The organism is Thermoanaerobacterium sp. CMT5567-10 (assembly GCF_030534315.2).
GTDB lineage: Bacteria > Bacillota > Thermoanaerobacteria > Thermoanaerobacterales > Thermoanaerobacteraceae > Thermoanaerobacterium.
Genome location: NZ_CP130558.2, coordinates 2,745,237 through 2,761,722 on the forward strand (window position 1 = coordinate 2,745,237; position 16,486 = coordinate 2,761,722).

Consider the following 16,486-nt stretch of genomic DNA (forward strand, 5'->3'; position numbering starts at 1 on the left):
ATGTTAAAGATTATTTACAGCCTTTTTTTAATGCTTTTACTGGCTTTTTTAATTTATACAGTTATTAAGGAGTATGAAATTTATAGGCTTAGAAAAAGAATCTACCGTATAAAGCCTATAGATGAAATTTCAAAGCTTTTGGGAAAGACAGTAAAGAAAAGTGCGCTTGATAAAATAAATGAAATGCTTAAAGCAGCGGGAAACCCCTTAAAGCTTACAGCAGAGACGTATATTCTTGCCCACATAGGGCTTCTTTTATTTGCAGTTATATACATTTATTTAACTAAAATGAGTGGATTGCAGGCTGCTTTACTATTTTTGCTTAGCATATTTGGATTGGATTTATATATTCAGTCTGCAAGAAAGGACCGCATAGAGAAATTTAAAAGAGAAATGCCTGAAATAGTGGACTTATTTGAGCTGGGAGCGGCGGCTGACGTGCCGCTTGAAGATATATTTTTGATTACAGCTAAGTCAGCGAAGTCAAAGGAGGTGAGAAGTGCAATAACGAAGCTTGCTGCAGAGTACATTATGACAAGAGAAAAGGAGGTGGCACTAAGAAAGTTTACTAGTGAAGTCAATCTGCCAGAGGCTAATGTCTTAGCAATGGCTTTGCTGCAAGGGGACAGGACAGGGAGAACTGTGGAAATTTTATCGACTCTTTCATCTTCGCTTTTTAATACTGCAGCATCTAAGATAGCACGTGAGGACAAATCCATGGAATATAAGGTCCTTATTGCTATTTTCTTTTTAATGGCTTCCATAGTTACGCTGTACATTTATTCATATTTTACAAACATTCAAAGTGGATTAAAAATGATTTTTTAAGGAGGCAGATTCTGTGTTGAAGAAATTTAAGGATTCAATTAAAAAATCTTTACTAAACTCAAAAGGTCTTAGTGAACTTGTTTCAATAGCTTTAATAATTTTGTTTGTGGTTCTTGTTGCAGCAAACCCTATTAGAAATCTTGGACAGACGACGAGTTCAGGTATTTCAAACCTTAATAGCCAAATGCAGCAGGTTCTAAATGGACAGTAAGGAGGTGATAGCGGGGAGATTAAATTCTCCCTGCTTAACTATGAAAATTAGGAAATCTTGGAGAAAGGGGAATGTAGAGTTAATAGCCTTTGTGCTTGTGCTTCCCTTTCTTATAATGCCAATTGCTAATACAGTAAATATGCTTATGGATTTGACAAGATACGATACTTTACGCCAGGCTGCAAGAGAAGCAGTCTTAAGAATGGAGATTGAAGGCGGAATGACAGATGATGAGCTTTATAATCTTGAAGCTTTTCTTAAGTCTAAAGGAATTGATACTGATAAAGTTCATATAGATTACACTCCATATCCTGTACCTTACGGTGAAGATGTAAAAGTAAAGATATCAATGGAAACTGTAATTAGAAGGTACAGTATTACATTTGGAGGAGTAAAAAGGATTGATAATAATGTTGAGATGGTTTATGGACCTATCACATCTGTTAGCAAAAAGTATGAAAGATAAAAAAGGCAGTGGGGTAATATTATTGACACTACTTTTTCTCATTCCGCTTTTTGTCTTCAGCATATTTTTGATAGAAAGCAGATACCTATACAATATTAAAAATGTTGCAGATGATGCTGTTGTATCATCAGCTCTTGCTTCACTTAAAAGTGCAGATCCTGTTGATGTAGCTTATGGAGAGTATGTTTTGGATAAAGATGCTGCAAAGGATACTTTTTATGAATACCTTAAAAAGAATATGAAGCTTGATGATAATATGAATCCCATGCCTGGAAGTGTGGCAGCAAGTTCAGTGCATGTTGACGAATTTATAGTTTACAATCCAGGTGATTATCCTACGTATTGCCCTAAAGGGACATTGATAAGAAACACGTCTATTCATGTTGTTATAAGTTTTAAAGCCCGAAGACCTGGACTAATTGGTCTATTAGGGAAATATGTTGATATTGTTGTACATAGAGATGTTGACAATTTTTACAATTTAGAGGAGGAATGATAGATGGTTTTGTTTAAAAAGAGAATATTTTTGATATCAATAAGTTTGATTTTGGCGGCTATATTGTCGTATTTTCAATATCAGTACTTTTACAAGATGACGGAAAGTGATAAGAAAGTTCAAGTTATAGCAGCATTTTCTGATATTAAGGCAGGAGAAAAAATAGATTCGAAGCTTGGTATAAAGCTTATACCACAGTCTGCGTATGTTAAAGATATGTATTTGCTAAGTGAAAAGCCCTCGGGATATGCTAAAGTGGATATAGCAGAGGGTTCATACGTGATGAAGAGTATGGTTTCTAAAGACGATGTTCCAGTTTTAAAAGAAGGTATGAGAAGGTTGTCGATAAGCGTAAATTTAGAGTCTTCTTTGGCAGGAAAAATTAAGCCAGGTGACTTTGTTGATGTAGGATGGGCTCCAAAAAGTTATGAGAAAGGCGAAAATGGAGCTGTAATAGCTAATAAAGTTGAAATATATGATATTGTCAATAAGTCAGGAGTGGATATTAAAAAAGCTGATAAAAACAATCAGTATGATACGGATTCTTTACTTCCCGCAGCAGTAACACTAATTGTCACACCAGAACAGGCTATTGCTATAAAAGAGTATGAAGCTAAAGGAAGTTTGTTTTTGATGGGATATTAAATAATTTGGAGGTGAGAGAGATAAAATATATACCGGTTATATTTATTCTTGCATATTTAAGTTATGTTGATTTAAAAAAAAGAGAAGTGCCTGATTTTGCGGTCATTGTCCTTTTTATTTATTCTCTTTTTTTCATTAGCAATTTAAAGGAAAGCCTTTTAATGGCTGGAATAGTTTTTATTCTTCTTATGATTACATCACTTATTTCGTCAAGAAGTATTGGCGGTGGGGATATTAAACTTCTGACTGTTTTGGCTTTTTTTATGGGTAAAGATTTCTCTATGCTGGCATTGCCTATGTTTGTACTTCTTATATTTTCTTTGATTTACGGCATATTGAAAGGAAAGGGTTTAAGGCATTCTGTGCCACTTGTGCCGTATGTGTTTTTGTCTTACATTTTTTATTTGATTTTGGAGGTGTTTTCTTGGAATTTACACTTCTTATATTAGATGGTGATGGATACTATAAACTTTATAGGCAAATAGTAGATATTAATAATTCATCAAAATTTTCATGATTTTTTGATTGAAAATTTCAAACAAGAAATGTATACTTAAGTTAAGTAATGAATAGAATAGGAAGGAGGAATAGATATTGTTTAAGGTGGATGATACGAGTATGAAAAAGAGAAGATTTTCTAATCTTAAAAATTTGGTTTCATGTATGATTTCTGTGAGTGATTTAGGAAGAGGAAAAGCGTCGAAAATCATAGAGGAAGTTTCTAAAAAAAAGGAGCATTTTATAGTGATTAAAAATAATAAGCCACAAGCAGTGATTATACCTATCGAACAGTATGATGAACTTATGGAAGCACAGGAAGATCTTGAACTTTTACAGCTTGCAATTGAAAGAACGAAAAATTTGAAAGAGGAAGAATGTATACCTTTTGAAGAGATTCTTAAAGAGGAGGGCTTAACGAGAGAAGAATTAGAAAAATACATTGATCTGGTGGAGATTGAATAACGTGTGGAATATTTCTTTTATACCAGAAGCAAAGAAAGATTTGTTTAAGTTGGATAAGAGTATCAGGATGGTTATATATTCAGGTATTGAGAAGGTAAGCTCTAATCCTCTACCTCAAAGCGAAGGTGGTTATGGAAAGCCTCTTGGCAATAAGCATGGAAATAATCTGACAGGTTTTTTTAAGATAAAATATAGAAATATAGGAATACGGGTAGTTTACACACTTGTTAGAGATAAAAAAATTATGAATATAGTAGTTGTTTCTGTAAGAGATGATGATTATTGTTATTCACTGGCAGAGAAAAGAAAAAGAAAATATGGGAGTAAGTTGTTTGAGAAGGGTTTTGAAAATGATATGCGCGCCGATTAAGGCGTTTTTTTATTTTGCATAAAATTAGAAGGAGGATTTGAAATGTTTAAGATGGGATTGGATTTAGGATATGGATATACGAAGGGTATTAGTGAAACTGGTAAAACAGTTGTTTTTCCATCTATTGTTGGGAATGCTTATGAGAGAAATCTTAAAGGCCTTTTTGAAAGTAGTTTTGAGAAAAGAATTGATAATATGCACATTGTAATCATGAACGGGGAAAGGCACGAATTTTTTGTTGGGGAGTTAGCCAGAAGAGAAGGAAGGAATGTATCTTATGTATTTGATGAAAATAAGATAAATCATCCTAATACTAAAGTGTTAATTGCCGCATCGTGCCTTTTGCTTTTCCCTGAAGACGGAGGTCCAGTGCATTTGGTGACTGGTTTACCTCTTGAACAGTATATCCACAAAAAAGAGGAATTTTTAGAAATGCTTAAGGGATATAGAAATTTGGCTTGTTTTAAAGGGGATGAAAAGGTAAGGACGATTAAGTTTGATAAAGTAACAATTTTCCCTCAGGCAGCGGGTGCGGTTTATTCAGCAATTATGGAGGACTTACATAAATATTTAGTAAGAGGCAGCTATTTAGGACTTGTTGATATAGGTTTTAAGACAACAGATTTTATAGTTTTTTTAGTGGAGGACCGCTTGGTTTTGAGAGAGGATTTATCAGGTACTATAGATGTAGGTATATCTTCTATTTACAATTCACTTGACAAGTTATTTACACAGAAGACAGGTAGTAAGTTAGATGTACCTGAACTTATGAGAATTGCAAAAGACGAACGAATATTTTTTAGAGGAAGGCAGATTGATTTTGGAGATGAAATTAAAGGTATTAAAGTTGAAATTGCAAGGGTGATAAAGGATAGGCTTAAAGCTGTTTGGAGTAATAAATTAGACTTCTTTAACACTATTTTTCTTGCTGGAGGAGGTGCTAAAAATCTGCAAGAGTTTTTGATAGATATCTATGATAATACAGTTATTGTGAAAGATCCTCAGATGGCCAATGCGAGAGGTTTTTTGAAAGTAGCGGAATTAGAAGAGAAGAAAAACGGCTAGATATGTTGGAGGTGGGGTGATGGACAAAAGATTAAAAAACATAGAAAAACTTAATTATGAAAATGTGTGGGAACTTATGAAACAGATGGTTGATTACTATATGGAAGAGAAAAACTATATAACTAAGAGAGATATAAAATACATTATCAGGTTTTGTGAGAATACAAATCTTAAGGCAATATCTATTAATGATGATGAACGAATAATGTAAACAGCTTTATGATGCTTTATATCAATAAATATGGTGCATTAGCTATTAAAATGTAAACAAAAGTTATTTTGCAAGATACCTTGGTTGTTTACATTTTTTTATTTTTGTATGACTTAAGTCTTTATTTTGCCAGATTTTGTGTTGTTTACAATGTATGTATACATATAAAAGCCTTGATACCAAAGAAATAAGAAATAGAAAAACAGCAAAGTGTAAACAAACTTAATAAAAATTGATTGTTGTCTGTTTACACTTTATATATTTTATAGCCCTATGATATCATTATTACTTCAAGTTAACCTGTAAACAGGTGGTGATCTTTTTGTCTTCAAAGGTGTACAGTTTTAGAGTGGATGAAAGCGACTTAAATGAGGTTTTGTCAAAGTTTAATGGAAAAGATAGGACAGCATTTATAAAAAGTGCCTTAAGGTTCTATATTGATTTTTATTTAAGTGAAAATAAAAAGGATCCATTTAAAGAGATAAATGAGAAGCTTAATAGGATCGAAGTTGCTATTTTAGGATTTGATTTAAAAGTGCCTTTTAAAAGGGCAGAACTTCAAGCCCAAACGTTGGATGAACCTAAGGACACAACAGATCAATTCTTGATAGAAAGCTTGCAAGATATTCTTTCGCTTTAGTTAAAAAGCGTGTAGTAATTATGCTTGGTTTTTATAATGCAGGATAAGGGGAGGTGCACTTTGTGCATCACACACGCCGGGCAGTGCCCGGCGGAACTGGTTTTGTAAGAGGTGTATTTTAAGGTGCTTTTCTTATGGTAAAGGTGCATTTTTGTGCTTTAAATAGCTATTAGCCATTGATAATTCTGAATTTTTTAGTGATGCTTATATGATGTACGTGAAATTTTATGTTTTTAAAGTTGCTTTTTTATGACAATTTGATAAAAAGTTCTGTTTAATACTGCTGTAAGATTAGAGGTATTTTTATTTCTTAGAAAAAACTTTTTTACAAAAATTATAAAATAAATTGTAAGAGTTAGGGTTAGTTTTTCCCAGCAGGTAGGGCTATATTCATGATAATCAACTGTACAAGGAACTGTAGTAAGTTTTTTTATAAACTTCTGTTTATTAGTAAATAGGTGAGTTTTTATAATGAAAGAGTCTTTATCTTTCATTTTTTTAATGATATTTGGCAATGCAACAGTACTAAAATCTTTGTAAAGTTTTAGGATAGAATCATCTGGTTTATAAAAAATAAATAGCAGTAGAGAATTTGGATGTTTTTGGAGGTGCCATTCATGTTTAAAATAAGCAACTACAAAAAATTTGCTGATCCTGATAAAAGCAAGTCTAAATGTAATCAAAAGGATCAATGGAAGAATGATATAAGGGCTGATGGGGAGCAAGAGCAAAAAGAAGTCGATAATAAAAGCGATAGAAATCCTGAAATAAAAATTTTGCATAGTATTCCTCCATTCTTGTATGATGAAGAAGAATTTAAAAGAGTTACATCTAACTTATATGGTTTAAAAGACATAATTATAGGTATAACACACATTTTAGGTACTTTCTTTGCAGTATATATACTCTATTCTATCTCTTTTCAAGATTTCCTTTTTTCTTTTTTAAATCCAGCTAAAATATCTAAAATAACAGGAGAGAAAATTCACGTGTATTTATTTCTTATATGGACTGGATGGTCATTTGTGATATACGGTATTTCAAATTTAATTAAAGTTTTGCTTAATCTAAATATGGAAAAGGTAATACTTATTGATTACATTAGTTTGTTAATATATTTTGTACCTGTTACTGCAAGTTTATGGTTTATGCCTCATAAAGATTTTAAGCTTTGGTACGATATAATTTTTTATTTGATTATGTGGTACGAAATCTTTGCACGTAGAATTTTTAAAATTTTTATTATCTTTTAAGGAGGAATGTATTTGAAGAGGGTAAATGTTCAACTGCCAGAGGATGTTTATCAAGCTTTGGTGAATTTAGCATCAAGACGAGATGAATCTATTTCTGCTGTTGCAAGAAAAATGCTTTCAGAAGCAGTTTTGATTGAAGCAGCAAATGATGGTATTGACAAAGTTACAGAAGCCGTCCGAAAGGCAATGCGAGATGTATTAAAACCTACAGAAGATAGATTGGCAAAGCTTATGGCTAAATCAGCCGTTGCAGCAGCTACAGCAATGTATATGAATGTACAGACCATAGCAGATTTAGGGAAGCACAATGCTATTGAGCTTTACAATGAGGCAAGAGTTAAGGCAGTTGCTTATCTTAAAGAAAGAGATGATAATGAATGAGCTCTCCTTTTGTGATGATAGCAAAATTTTATCTACCTACTCTTGAAAATCGGGCTAAAAATGTTGCGCATCTTTTGTATATAGGAACCAGATCTGGTGTTGACAAAGGTGAATTAAATGAATTAGAGGAACTGGATGAGGGAAATAAATATGCAGAAAAGATACTTTCAGAATATGACAACTTCGATGATTTTATTGATAATTTTGAGATAGATATTGCTGGTACTCCTGCAGGACATGTAAAGTATATGGATGAAAGACCGGGAAGCCATGGGCTTTTCAGCTCTGATGGAAATGTTAGTTTGAAAGAAACAATGAAAGAACTGAGTAATCATTTAGGTATTGCTTGGCGTTTTATCCTTTCATTGAAGGAAGAAGATGCTGTAAAGCTTGGATATACTACAAGAGAATCATGGGAGAAGGCTCTTAGAGCTACAATATCAGATGCAGCAGCAAAAATGGGCATTCCAGAGTCAAATCTGAAGTGGGTTGCTGCTTTCCATCAAAAAAAAGGTCATCCTCATGTGCATATTGTAATGTGGGAGAAAACACCTCAGAGGCATCAGGGAAAACTTTCAGAAGGTGAGAGAAAAGACATAAGAAAAGTATTTTTAAATGAAATATATGCAAAAGAAAGACTTGCGCTTACAGCAGAAAAATCAGCAGTACGGGACCTTATAAGGGATACGGCTAAAAGAGATATTTCAGAGTTGCTAAATGAGGTAAAAAAAGCAAGGATAGAAATAAAAGCATTAAATGGCGAAAAGCCTGGTCTTCCGCCTACTCTTGACCAAACTACGAGAGAAGAGCTTTTTGAAAAGCTAAAAGAGCTTTCGAAGATTATGCCATCTCATGGACGCATCGCTTATGCTTACATGCCTTCCGAAGTAAAAGAAAAGGCAAAGGAGATTACAGACTGGCTTTTAAAGCAACCAAGTTTTCATGAATCTGTTGAAAGGTACAAAGACCTTGCTAAAGAGCTGACCAGCCATTACACGTCAAATCCTGAAATTTTAGAAAGCGCAGCAGAAAAAGCTTATGAAGACATACAAAAGAGAGTATCTCAGATTGTATTAAAAGGTGCAGCAGCACTTAGAGAAGAGAATTTAATGGATACAACAAGACTTACTAATACAGTATGGCGATCTGCGTGGAGAGCATTGGAAAGAGAAAGGTTGAGAGCTGAAGCACAGAGCAATATTGCAGCTCAAAAGGAAATGGAAAAGAAGAGAAAGGCTATCGAAAGAAGGAGTGAGAGTCGTGAAGTTTAAAGTTGCTTTAGCCATTCTAATACTTATTGCTGACTTCTTACTTGGACCTTTTCTTTGTATTTTACCACTTTATGCAAAAGATTATGGCTTTAAGAATGGTTTTAATATGTGGATATCATCTATAGGAAAAGAGCCTTTGTCTGGAATAACACTATTAGAAAAAGAGGATGTGCGAATTCCGTGGATGTGGTTACAGCCTACTATTTTTGCAGCATTGGTTTCAGTCTTTTATCCTATCTATGGCAGAAAAAAGAGAAGAAACGATGTAATGAATTTACCAGAAGCATTTGGGCAAGGACAGCATGGTACTGCAAGATGGAGGACAGAAAAGGAGATTTCACAGACATTTACAGTATGGAATACGAGAAGTAATTTGGCAAAGGGCGGGTTTGTAGTAGGTTTTGACGGAGAAGAAGCATGGCTGGATTCAGGAGATGGGCATTGCTTAGTTATAGGTTCAACAAGGAGTGGAAAATCCAGAAGAGTTATACTTCCTACAATCTGGAATTTAGCAAAAGCAGGAGAGAGCATTGTTATATCTGATCCGAAAGGTGAGATCTATAGCCATTCGTCAGAGTACTTAAAAAGCGAAGGATATAAAGTAATCCTTATAGATCTTAGAGATCCATACAGGGGGAATCAGTGGAATCCACTTTTGCGCGTTTCATCTGCACTGGACTCCAATGATTATTCTTCAGCAAGTCAAGTAGCATGGGATGTTGCAAATATTATAAGCAATCAACAGCAGTACACAGGAGATCCTATATGGCCACAGTCGCAAGAAAGTTTGACTGCTGCTTTGATTTTGGCTGTTGCTTCTTTTGCTCCTTATGAGGCAAGGCATTTAGGAAGTGTGTATGAAATGCTGCATCAAATGGGAGCAGGCGGTGGAGAATTATTAGATGAATATTTTCGTTCTCTTCCTAAAGACCATCCTGCATCATCAGCTTATGGTGTTGCAGCACTTTCAGAAGACAGATTAAGAAGCTCGATTTTTACAGGAACTGCAGCACAGCTTAGACTTTGGTCAGATCCTGCGGTTATTTGGCTTACATCAAATCAGGATCACAATTTAGATGACTTAGGAAAAGAAAAAGTAGCTGTTTTTATCGTTATACCAGATGAGAGAGGCACGAGGAATATATTGGCTACTTTGTATATACAACAGACATATCAAGCTTTAGTCGATTTAGCAAATAAAAATGGAGGTCGGCTTTTAAGAAGAGTAAATTTTATACTTGATGAGTTTGGAAATCTTCCTACAATACCTGAATTTGATAGAAAAGTTACTGTTGCAGCAGGAAGAGGTATGAGGTTTTTATTGGCTGTTCAGGATATATCTCAGATTAAGGCTAAGTACAGAGAGCTTTCTCAGACAATCACAGGAAACTGTGCTACATGGTTATACATTCTTACTACAGATTTAGAAACAGCAAGGATAATAAGTGGGAAGACAGGTCAATATACGGTTAGGACAGAAAGCTATTCTTCACAGGTTAGAAACACAGATTTTAGTCATGGTACAACAGAAGGCCTTACAGGAAGGCCTCTTTTACTTCCAGACGAAGTGTTAAGATGGCCAAAGGATAAATCACTTATCCTTCAAGCCAGATACAATCCTGCCTTTCTTCCACTTCCTGATATTTCTGAATGGCCTGCAAGCAAAGATTTAGTGCCTTCTATAGAATATAACATTAAAAAGGAGGTGATAACTGTTCCTGTTTGGGTGCCAACTATAGCAGAAAAAGACAAGACAGATAAAGACAGAACAGATCAAAATTTATTATCAAAATTAAGATGAAGGAGGAGAATTTATGCCAACGATTATTTCTGGTGCTTTTAATCTTTTAAATGATGCTTTAACATGGATTCTTTACCTAATTCCTGCAGCATCGGGAGCAGCTATAGGATATCATGCACTTATGAAACAGATGGGTGATGGTGATCCATCAGTCACTGCTGCTCACAACAGATCTATAAAAAATGTATTGATTGGTGGAGCAATTGGAATGAGTGCTGCATCGCTTGTTAAAGTCTTTTTATCGTATTTTAAATAAATTAAAAGGGCCAGATTTAAGGCCCTTTTAGGAGGTGTTTTTTTGTTGACAACAATAGAGAACATGATTATGAATGCAGTGACAACCTTTATTTCAAATACATTCGACAGTATTTTAGGGCTTTTCATTTCATTTTTGGGGGATGAAATGGCTGTGGCTATAAAAATTCTCAATACACCTTACATAACTAATGCAATTTATTTTACTAAGCTTATAGCAGGAACTCTTTTAGGAGTAAAGGTTGCTGCTGAAGCATTTAAGACGTATATTTTATATTCTTCTGGTGATTCATCTGCTCGACCATTTGAACTTGTTAAAAGAACTGCTTTTGCTGCATTGATGGTTTCAGCAGGTCCTTGGGCAGTCAATACAATTTATGAATGGGGCTCGGAATTTGCAAAGGCTATAGCGTCACTTCCATCAACACAAGCTGGCAATCCTGTTATATGGACTCAAAACATACTTTCATTATCTTTATCTTCTACTATAGCCATGATTTTAATAGCTTTTACAGTGTTAATAGTTTGGATATTGATTTTGATTCAGACAGGGATAAGAGCAGTAGAGATAGCTTTTCTTGCAGTTTCAGCACCAATAATGGCTGTAGGACTTACAAGACCAGATGAAGGTGTATGGACGGTGTGGTGGAGAGAGCTTATTGTATTATCTCTTTCTCAAGCTGTTCAAACTTTTATGATAAGAGGATTTCTTTCTACAGAGGTAAATATGCAATTTAATTCGTCTGTTTTGAGCCTTTTAATGCTTATAGGCTGGCTATGGGTAGCATTTAAGACTCCTTCTGTCTTAAGACAATTTGCATATCATACTGGAATGGGATCTGCAGTAGGTCAAGCTGGACAGTCAGCAGGAAGCATGTATATATTAAGAAAAGCTATATTGAAAGGGTGATCTAATTTGTATCAAGTGCCTAAGAATATTTCGGGAAAATTTGAATTGATACCTGGTTTTGGATGGAATGAGCTTTTTTTCGTCCTTTCAGGTTTTTTGGTAGGTATTTTTGTCTATCTAATTTTATCTATTTTTACTCAATCTTTAATAAGATATTTGGTTGTGTTTATATTTACTGGACTTGCGTACTTTTTAGTTATTCCAGGACCAGATGGAAGCAGTGTGTTAAGTTTAATAAAAAGCTACATTAAATGGAGTAAGAAACAAAGAAGATATCTTAATGTAATTGGGAGGGAGTAGATGTTGATAGGTTTATTGAAAAGGGAGAAGATTTTAAAAAATGGCAAAGAGAAGAAAGATGAGATAAGGAAAAAGGCTGTACAAGATTGGTTTCCTGTCAAAGACATTGGAGATGATACGATTTTATTGAAGGATGGGCGATATGTTTGTGCTTTAAGAGTTTGGCCATTAAATATAGGATTAAAAAGCGAGAGTGAGAAAAAGAAAATTATTCAGTCTATGTATGAAACTTTAAATGGGTTAAAGGATACTATGCAGATATTTTCCATAGGGCGACCTGTCGATCTTGATTCATATATTGGTTTTCTTCAGTCGAAATCGAAAGAAGAAGTAAACATGACAAAGAGAAAATTGCTTCAAGAGTATTTGAAATACGTCGCTTCTATTGTTACAAGTGGTGAGGCAATAGAAAGGCGATTTTTTATTATGATTTCAGGCAAGGAAAAAGAGGAACTTAAGGTTAAGATTTATGAACTTGCTTCTAATCTTGAGAAGTCCGGACTTAAATCGGATATAACTACTGATCAGGAGTTAATAGACGTGCTTTTTAGTTTTACGCATCCGGCACAGGCAGCTTTTGAGAAAGCACCGGCATTTAACGGACCATATTTGCCGCCTGTCTTTGAAAGTTATATTAAAAAAGAGGAGGAGTGAGAATTGTGAAGAGAAAAACAGATGTACTTACGGGTTTGATTGACATGATATCACCTCAAGCACTTGAGTTTAGTGGAAAGCAAGTTGTTTTTAATGATCAGTTTGCGAGGATAATGGTTATTGCAGGTTATCCTCCTAAAGTAAATGCTGCATGGCTTTCTAAGATTGCAGCAATGCCTGGTGTTATTTGTTCTATTCACGTTGAGCCTACTGATCCGACAAATCTCATTTTAAGTTTAAATAAGGCTATAGGCGAGTATGCAGGCAGACTTGAAATGGGTGGCAATGCCCTTACAATGCAACGAACTGAGCAATCTTTGAAAGATGCTGAGGAGCTTATGAGAAAAATAGACCAGGAACAACAGCAAGTTTTTTACGTTACAGTTGTTTTGATGGTTCTTGCCAGTGACCAGCAAAGCCTTGATAGGAAAGTACGGCAAGTCGAATCAACTTTAGCAGCTTCTGGAATGAGAGGGAGAATTCTTGTTTTTAGGCAGGAGGAAGGTCTTAAGGCTGTAGGACCTTGGTGTGTGTTGCACGATGATGTAAGGGATGCAGGAGGAAGAAATATGCCTGCGGAAACTGTTGCAGCTTCTTTTCCTTTTACTGCGTCAGGCATAAATGATGGAAGCGGTGTTGTATTGGGTAAGGATAGAGATGGAGGACTTGTCTTAACTGATATCTGGAAGCGGGGTGGTGATAGAACTAATTCTAACTGGACTATCTTAGCAAAGCCTGGAGCAGGAAAGAGCTTTACTGCTAAAATGCTTCTTTTAAGGGAATACATGAAAGGCAGCAGAGTGATTATTATAGATCCAGAGAGGGAATACAAAGATATGTGCAAAAAGCTTAATGGTGTGTGGATCAATTGTACAGGCGGTGAAGGTAGAATAAATCCTTTGCAAGTAAGGTTAAGACCTACTGAGGAAGGAGAGACAGATGAATCTAATTCTTTTCAAAGTCCTTTAGCATTGCATATTCAAACTTTGAGGACTTTCTTTAGCTTATATCTTAGAGATTTGACGGATGTTGAAAAGGCAGCATTGGAAGACGCTTTAGTAGAAGTGTATAAAAAGGTGGGTATAATATGGGATACGAATCCTGAGGACATTTCAAATGATACGTGGCCAAATGTTAGAGAGCTTTATGAGTATTGCGTTAAAGCATCTGAAAGCAATCCTGATGCATATGGAAGACTTTCAGTACTTCTTAAAAGAGCTGCTGAAGGAGCGGATTCATACCTTTGGGCTGGACCAAGCACAGTTGAAGCTGATTCTGATTTTATTGTGTTTGATGTGCATGAACTACAAAATGCAGAGGATCAGGTTAAAAGAGCACAGTACTTTAACGTCCTTTCTTTTGCATGGAATATCATTGAAAGGGATAGAAAAGAGAGGACCATCTTAGTTGTAGATGAGGCATGGATGCTTGTAGATCCTCAGACGCCTCAAGCAATAGCATTTTTAAGGGATACTTCAAAAAGGATAAGAAAATACAATGGGAGTCTTGTTGTGATAAGCCAAAATATTATTGATTTTCTTGCACCAGAGGTTCAAAGATATGGTCAAGCACTTTTGGATAATCCTACTTTTAAGCTTCTTCTTGCACAAGGTGAAAAGGATCTTGAAGCTATATCAGGGCTTATGAATTTATCTGAAGCCGAGCATGATCTTTTAGCAAATGCAAAAAGAGGCGAAGGACTTTTTGTGGCAGGTACTCAGAAGATTCATATTAAGATTGAGGCGGCACCTTATGAGCTTCAGTATCTTACTGGGGGAGGTAATTGATGCAAGTTTTAGGGAAGGTGTTAATAGCTTTTTTGCCTGATGATTTGGGAAGTGCTTTAAAGTTTGCACTTCTTTTTATTTTTATTCCAATTGTATTTCTTATGTTGGTTTTTGCAGGACCTATTACTGCTTATGAGAAGATACCTCTTGTAAGCTATGAGCAAGTTCAGATGTATATAAGTACGGCAGAAAAGGTAAGTGAAAACACAAAGAATCATTATAGTGAAGGCGTAGAAGTTGATTGGAAAGAGCTTGTTGCCATAGATGCTGTAAGATTTAAGCAGGATTTTGGCAAGGCAAACCTTCATGAAATTGAAGAACTGGCAAAGATGTTTATAGAGATTACAGGATATGTAGAAGTTAAAGAAGGGGATGATGTTGCAAGATATCCTATTTACCGTCTTAGAAGTGTTGATGAAGTTATGAATATGCTGAATTTTACTAAAGAACAAAAAGATAAGGTTAAGGAATTTTTAAGTATTGATTTTTCTGTGTTTTTGGATTCGCCTGCTACTGATATTTCTAGTGGGTGGACGCCTGTTGAAAATGAACTTAAGTGGCCATTGTCTGGTGGGTACACAATAACTTCAGGTTTTGGTACGCGGATTGACCCTGTTTATGGTGGGGAAAGGTATCATTCTGGTATTGACATTGCTGTACCGTTGGGTACGCCAGTTAAAGCTGCAGCAGATGGCGAAGTTGTATATGCAGGATGGAATGACGGCTATGGATTAGTTGTTTTTATATGGCACAACAACAATTTGGAGACGAGATATGCACATTTATCTAAAATAGCAGTGAATAAAGGTCAAATTGTAAGAGCCGGTGATGTTATTGGTTATGTTGGCTCTACAGGGAAAAGCACAGGTCCTCACCTTCACTTTGAAGTGAGAAACGGAGGAAAGGCTGTAAATCCGTTAGACTTTTTCAAATGATTTTTATATTGGAGGCTAAGAGATGGAAAAGCTTTATTCTATTTTAGATCCTTATGACAATTGGTGGAATGATGAAGGAGAAGAGAAAAATTTAGAAGCAAGAAATGCTTTAAAGGAGTTTTACATGGAGTTGAAGAAATTAAAGCCTTCTGAGAAGTATGAAAGAAGAGATATACTTCATATGTCATACATTTTTCACCTTATTAAAATAAAGAAGGCTCTTGACGAAAGAAAATACATGAGAGCGTGTAATGAGCTGATTTCTTTGATGCACTATGAACCTTTCATGCAGGGAAGAATTTACTACAACGTCCTTAAATTATTAGAAGACGAGGTGATACAAAATTCTACTTAAAAATCTTTTTAGAAAGAAGAAAAGAAGTTTTTTAGAGAGATTAGATCCGGCTCATGAGTTTAAGTATGCTCTTGAATTTGTTCAAGAAGTTTGCGAAGAAGAAAAAACAAAAGAAGACAGGATTTTAATATTAGATTATATGCTTGATGCTATTCGAGAGGATTTGAAGTATGACGTACTAACAAATATTTTTTATAAGGAAAAATGGTTTGACAAAGATTTAAGAATTCTGCTTCCTTTTCCTTACTATTATTACAATGAAGAAGGAATTAGATTTTCAATATATGAAACAGATGCTGAAAGAAGAGCAATTGATTTATCAAATGAATGTGTTTTGGTTTTTCCATGGCATAGAGAGAAGATGAGAGAAAGTATTAAAAATATAGGGGAAAATGAATTTGTATACCAAAAAAACAATCATAAGGCCTATTATTTTTCATCTGTAAATATCTGTTTTGTATATAACGGGATGCATTCTATAGCTGCAGGTGTTGGATTTAAAAAAGGACGTATTAAAGCCACCGAATATGACGTTAGTAAACTTTACGACCATGTATATACAGATGGAGTATGGTGGTATAACAGACATAGTAACCAAAGATTAGAGGATTTGCTTGATTTTCGTATTGGAATTATTTACGAGACATCAAAGATGAAATATCAAATTTAATATGGTACGGATTTTTTAT

Annotated in this window: 23 protein-coding genes; all 23 read left to right on the forward strand. The window is 34.9% G+C overall.

Features of this window, described 5'->3' with window-relative positions; genetic code table 11:
* The 23 genes from Q2T46_RS13950 to Q2T46_RS14060 all read left to right on the forward strand — a co-directional run bounded on the left by Q2T46_RS13950 (position 1) and on the right by Q2T46_RS14060 (position 16,467).
* Entirely contained in the window at positions 1-828 is an 828-nt protein-coding gene (locus tag Q2T46_RS13950; protein WP_303264997.1) for a type II secretion system F family protein, read from the forward strand.
* Positions 829-841: 13 nt separating this feature from the next.
* Positions 842-1,039, forward strand: a complete 198-nt coding sequence (locus Q2T46_RS13955; RefSeq protein WP_303264996.1) for a flagellin — start codon at positions 842-844, stop codon at positions 1,037-1,039.
* Between the two features lie 40 nt (positions 1,040-1,079).
* Complete coding sequence (locus Q2T46_RS13960; protein WP_311062268.1) at positions 1,080-1,505, forward strand: hypothetical protein; 426 nt, start codon at positions 1,080-1,082, stop codon at positions 1,503-1,505.
* Entirely contained in the window at positions 1,495-2,001 is a 507-nt protein-coding gene (locus Q2T46_RS13965; RefSeq protein WP_311062269.1) for a hypothetical protein, read from the forward strand. Before Q2T46_RS13960 ends, Q2T46_RS13965 begins: the two co-directional genes overlap by 11 nt.
* Positions 2,002-2,004: 3 nt before the next feature.
* Positions 2,005-2,646: a Flp pilus assembly protein CpaB gene (locus Q2T46_RS13970; protein ID WP_303264994.1), complete on the forward strand. Its 642-nt coding sequence runs from the start codon at positions 2,005-2,007 to the stop codon at positions 2,644-2,646.
* A gap of 11 nt (positions 2,647-2,657) precedes the next feature.
* The gene (locus tag Q2T46_RS13975; protein WP_303265749.1) at positions 2,658-3,095 is read left to right on the forward strand and encodes an A24 family peptidase; all 438 of its coding nucleotides are present in this window, start codon (positions 2,658-2,660) and stop codon (positions 3,093-3,095) included.
* A gap of 145 nt (positions 3,096-3,240) precedes the next feature.
* Entirely contained in the window at positions 3,241-3,609 is a 369-nt protein-coding gene (locus tag Q2T46_RS13980) for a type II toxin-antitoxin system Phd/YefM family antitoxin (protein ID WP_399387514.1), read from the forward strand.
* A gap of 1 nt (position 3,610) precedes the next feature.
* A complete protein-coding gene (locus tag Q2T46_RS13985; RefSeq protein ID WP_303264993.1) occupies positions 3,611-3,979 on the forward strand; it encodes a type II toxin-antitoxin system RelE/ParE family toxin in 369 nt (122 codons plus the stop codon).
* Between the two features lie 42 nt (positions 3,980-4,021).
* Positions 4,022-5,044, forward strand: coding sequence for a ParM/StbA family protein (locus Q2T46_RS13990; RefSeq protein WP_303264992.1), 1,023 nt, complete (start codon positions 4,022-4,024; stop codon positions 5,042-5,044).
* 19 nt (positions 5,045-5,063) lie between these two features.
* On the forward strand, positions 5,064-5,255 hold the full coding sequence (locus Q2T46_RS13995; RefSeq protein ID WP_303264991.1) for a hypothetical protein: 192 nt from the start codon (positions 5,064-5,066) through the stop codon (positions 5,253-5,255).
* A gap of 322 nt (positions 5,256-5,577) precedes the next feature.
* Complete coding sequence (locus Q2T46_RS14000; RefSeq protein WP_303264990.1) at positions 5,578-5,895, forward strand: hypothetical protein; 318 nt, start codon at positions 5,578-5,580, stop codon at positions 5,893-5,895.
* A 617-nt stretch (positions 5,896-6,512) separates the two neighbouring features.
* Positions 6,513-7,148 (forward strand): hypothetical protein, encoded by a 636-nt coding sequence (locus tag Q2T46_RS14005; RefSeq protein WP_303264989.1) that lies wholly within the window; start codon positions 6,513-6,515, stop codon positions 7,146-7,148.
* A 12-nt stretch (positions 7,149-7,160) separates the two neighbouring features.
* A complete protein-coding gene (locus tag Q2T46_RS14010) occupies positions 7,161-7,529 on the forward strand; it encodes a hypothetical protein (RefSeq protein ID WP_303264988.1) in 369 nt (122 codons plus the stop codon).
* Positions 7,526-8,800 (forward strand): MobP3 family relaxase, encoded by a 1,275-nt coding sequence (gene mobP3 / locus Q2T46_RS14015; RefSeq protein WP_303264987.1) that lies wholly within the window; start codon positions 7,526-7,528, stop codon positions 8,798-8,800. Before Q2T46_RS14010 ends, mobP3 begins: the two co-directional genes overlap by 4 nt.
* On the forward strand, positions 8,790-10,601 hold the full coding sequence (locus Q2T46_RS14020; protein ID WP_303264986.1) for a VirD4-like conjugal transfer protein, CD1115 family: 1,812 nt from the start codon (positions 8,790-8,792) through the stop codon (positions 10,599-10,601). Before mobP3 ends, Q2T46_RS14020 begins: the two co-directional genes overlap by 11 nt.
* A gap of 13 nt (positions 10,602-10,614) precedes the next feature.
* On the forward strand, positions 10,615-10,857 hold the full coding sequence (locus tag Q2T46_RS14025; protein WP_303264985.1) for a hypothetical protein: 243 nt from the start codon (positions 10,615-10,617) through the stop codon (positions 10,855-10,857).
* 42 nt (positions 10,858-10,899) lie between these two features.
* Positions 10,900-11,766 (forward strand): conjugal transfer protein TrbL family protein, encoded by an 867-nt coding sequence (locus tag Q2T46_RS14030; protein ID WP_303264984.1) that lies wholly within the window; start codon positions 10,900-10,902, stop codon positions 11,764-11,766.
* 6 nt (positions 11,767-11,772) lie between these two features.
* Positions 11,773-12,066: a PrgI family mobile element protein gene (locus Q2T46_RS14035; protein ID WP_303264983.1), complete on the forward strand. Its 294-nt coding sequence runs from the start codon at positions 11,773-11,775 to the stop codon at positions 12,064-12,066.
* 3 nt (positions 12,067-12,069) lie between these two features.
* Complete coding sequence (locus Q2T46_RS14040) at positions 12,070-12,720, forward strand: hypothetical protein (protein ID WP_303265747.1); 651 nt, start codon at positions 12,070-12,072, stop codon at positions 12,718-12,720.
* Between the two features lie 44 nt (positions 12,721-12,764).
* On the forward strand, positions 12,765-14,507 hold the full coding sequence (locus Q2T46_RS14045) for a VirB4 family type IV secretion system protein (protein ID WP_399388646.1): 1,743 nt from the start codon (positions 12,765-12,767) through the stop codon (positions 14,505-14,507).
* Positions 14,507-15,442, forward strand: coding sequence for a M23 family metallopeptidase (locus Q2T46_RS14050; protein ID WP_303264981.1), 936 nt, complete (start codon positions 14,507-14,509; stop codon positions 15,440-15,442). Before Q2T46_RS14045 ends, Q2T46_RS14050 begins: the two co-directional genes overlap by 1 nt.
* Positions 15,443-15,464: 22 nt before the next feature.
* The gene (locus Q2T46_RS14055; RefSeq protein ID WP_303264980.1) at positions 15,465-15,797 is read left to right on the forward strand and encodes a hypothetical protein; all 333 of its coding nucleotides are present in this window, start codon (positions 15,465-15,467) and stop codon (positions 15,795-15,797) included.
* Positions 15,787-16,467: a DUF6710 family protein gene (locus Q2T46_RS14060; RefSeq protein WP_311062437.1), complete on the forward strand. Its 681-nt coding sequence runs from the start codon at positions 15,787-15,789 to the stop codon at positions 16,465-16,467. Before Q2T46_RS14055 ends, Q2T46_RS14060 begins: the two co-directional genes overlap by 11 nt.
* Positions 16,468-16,486: the final 19 nt, after the last annotated feature.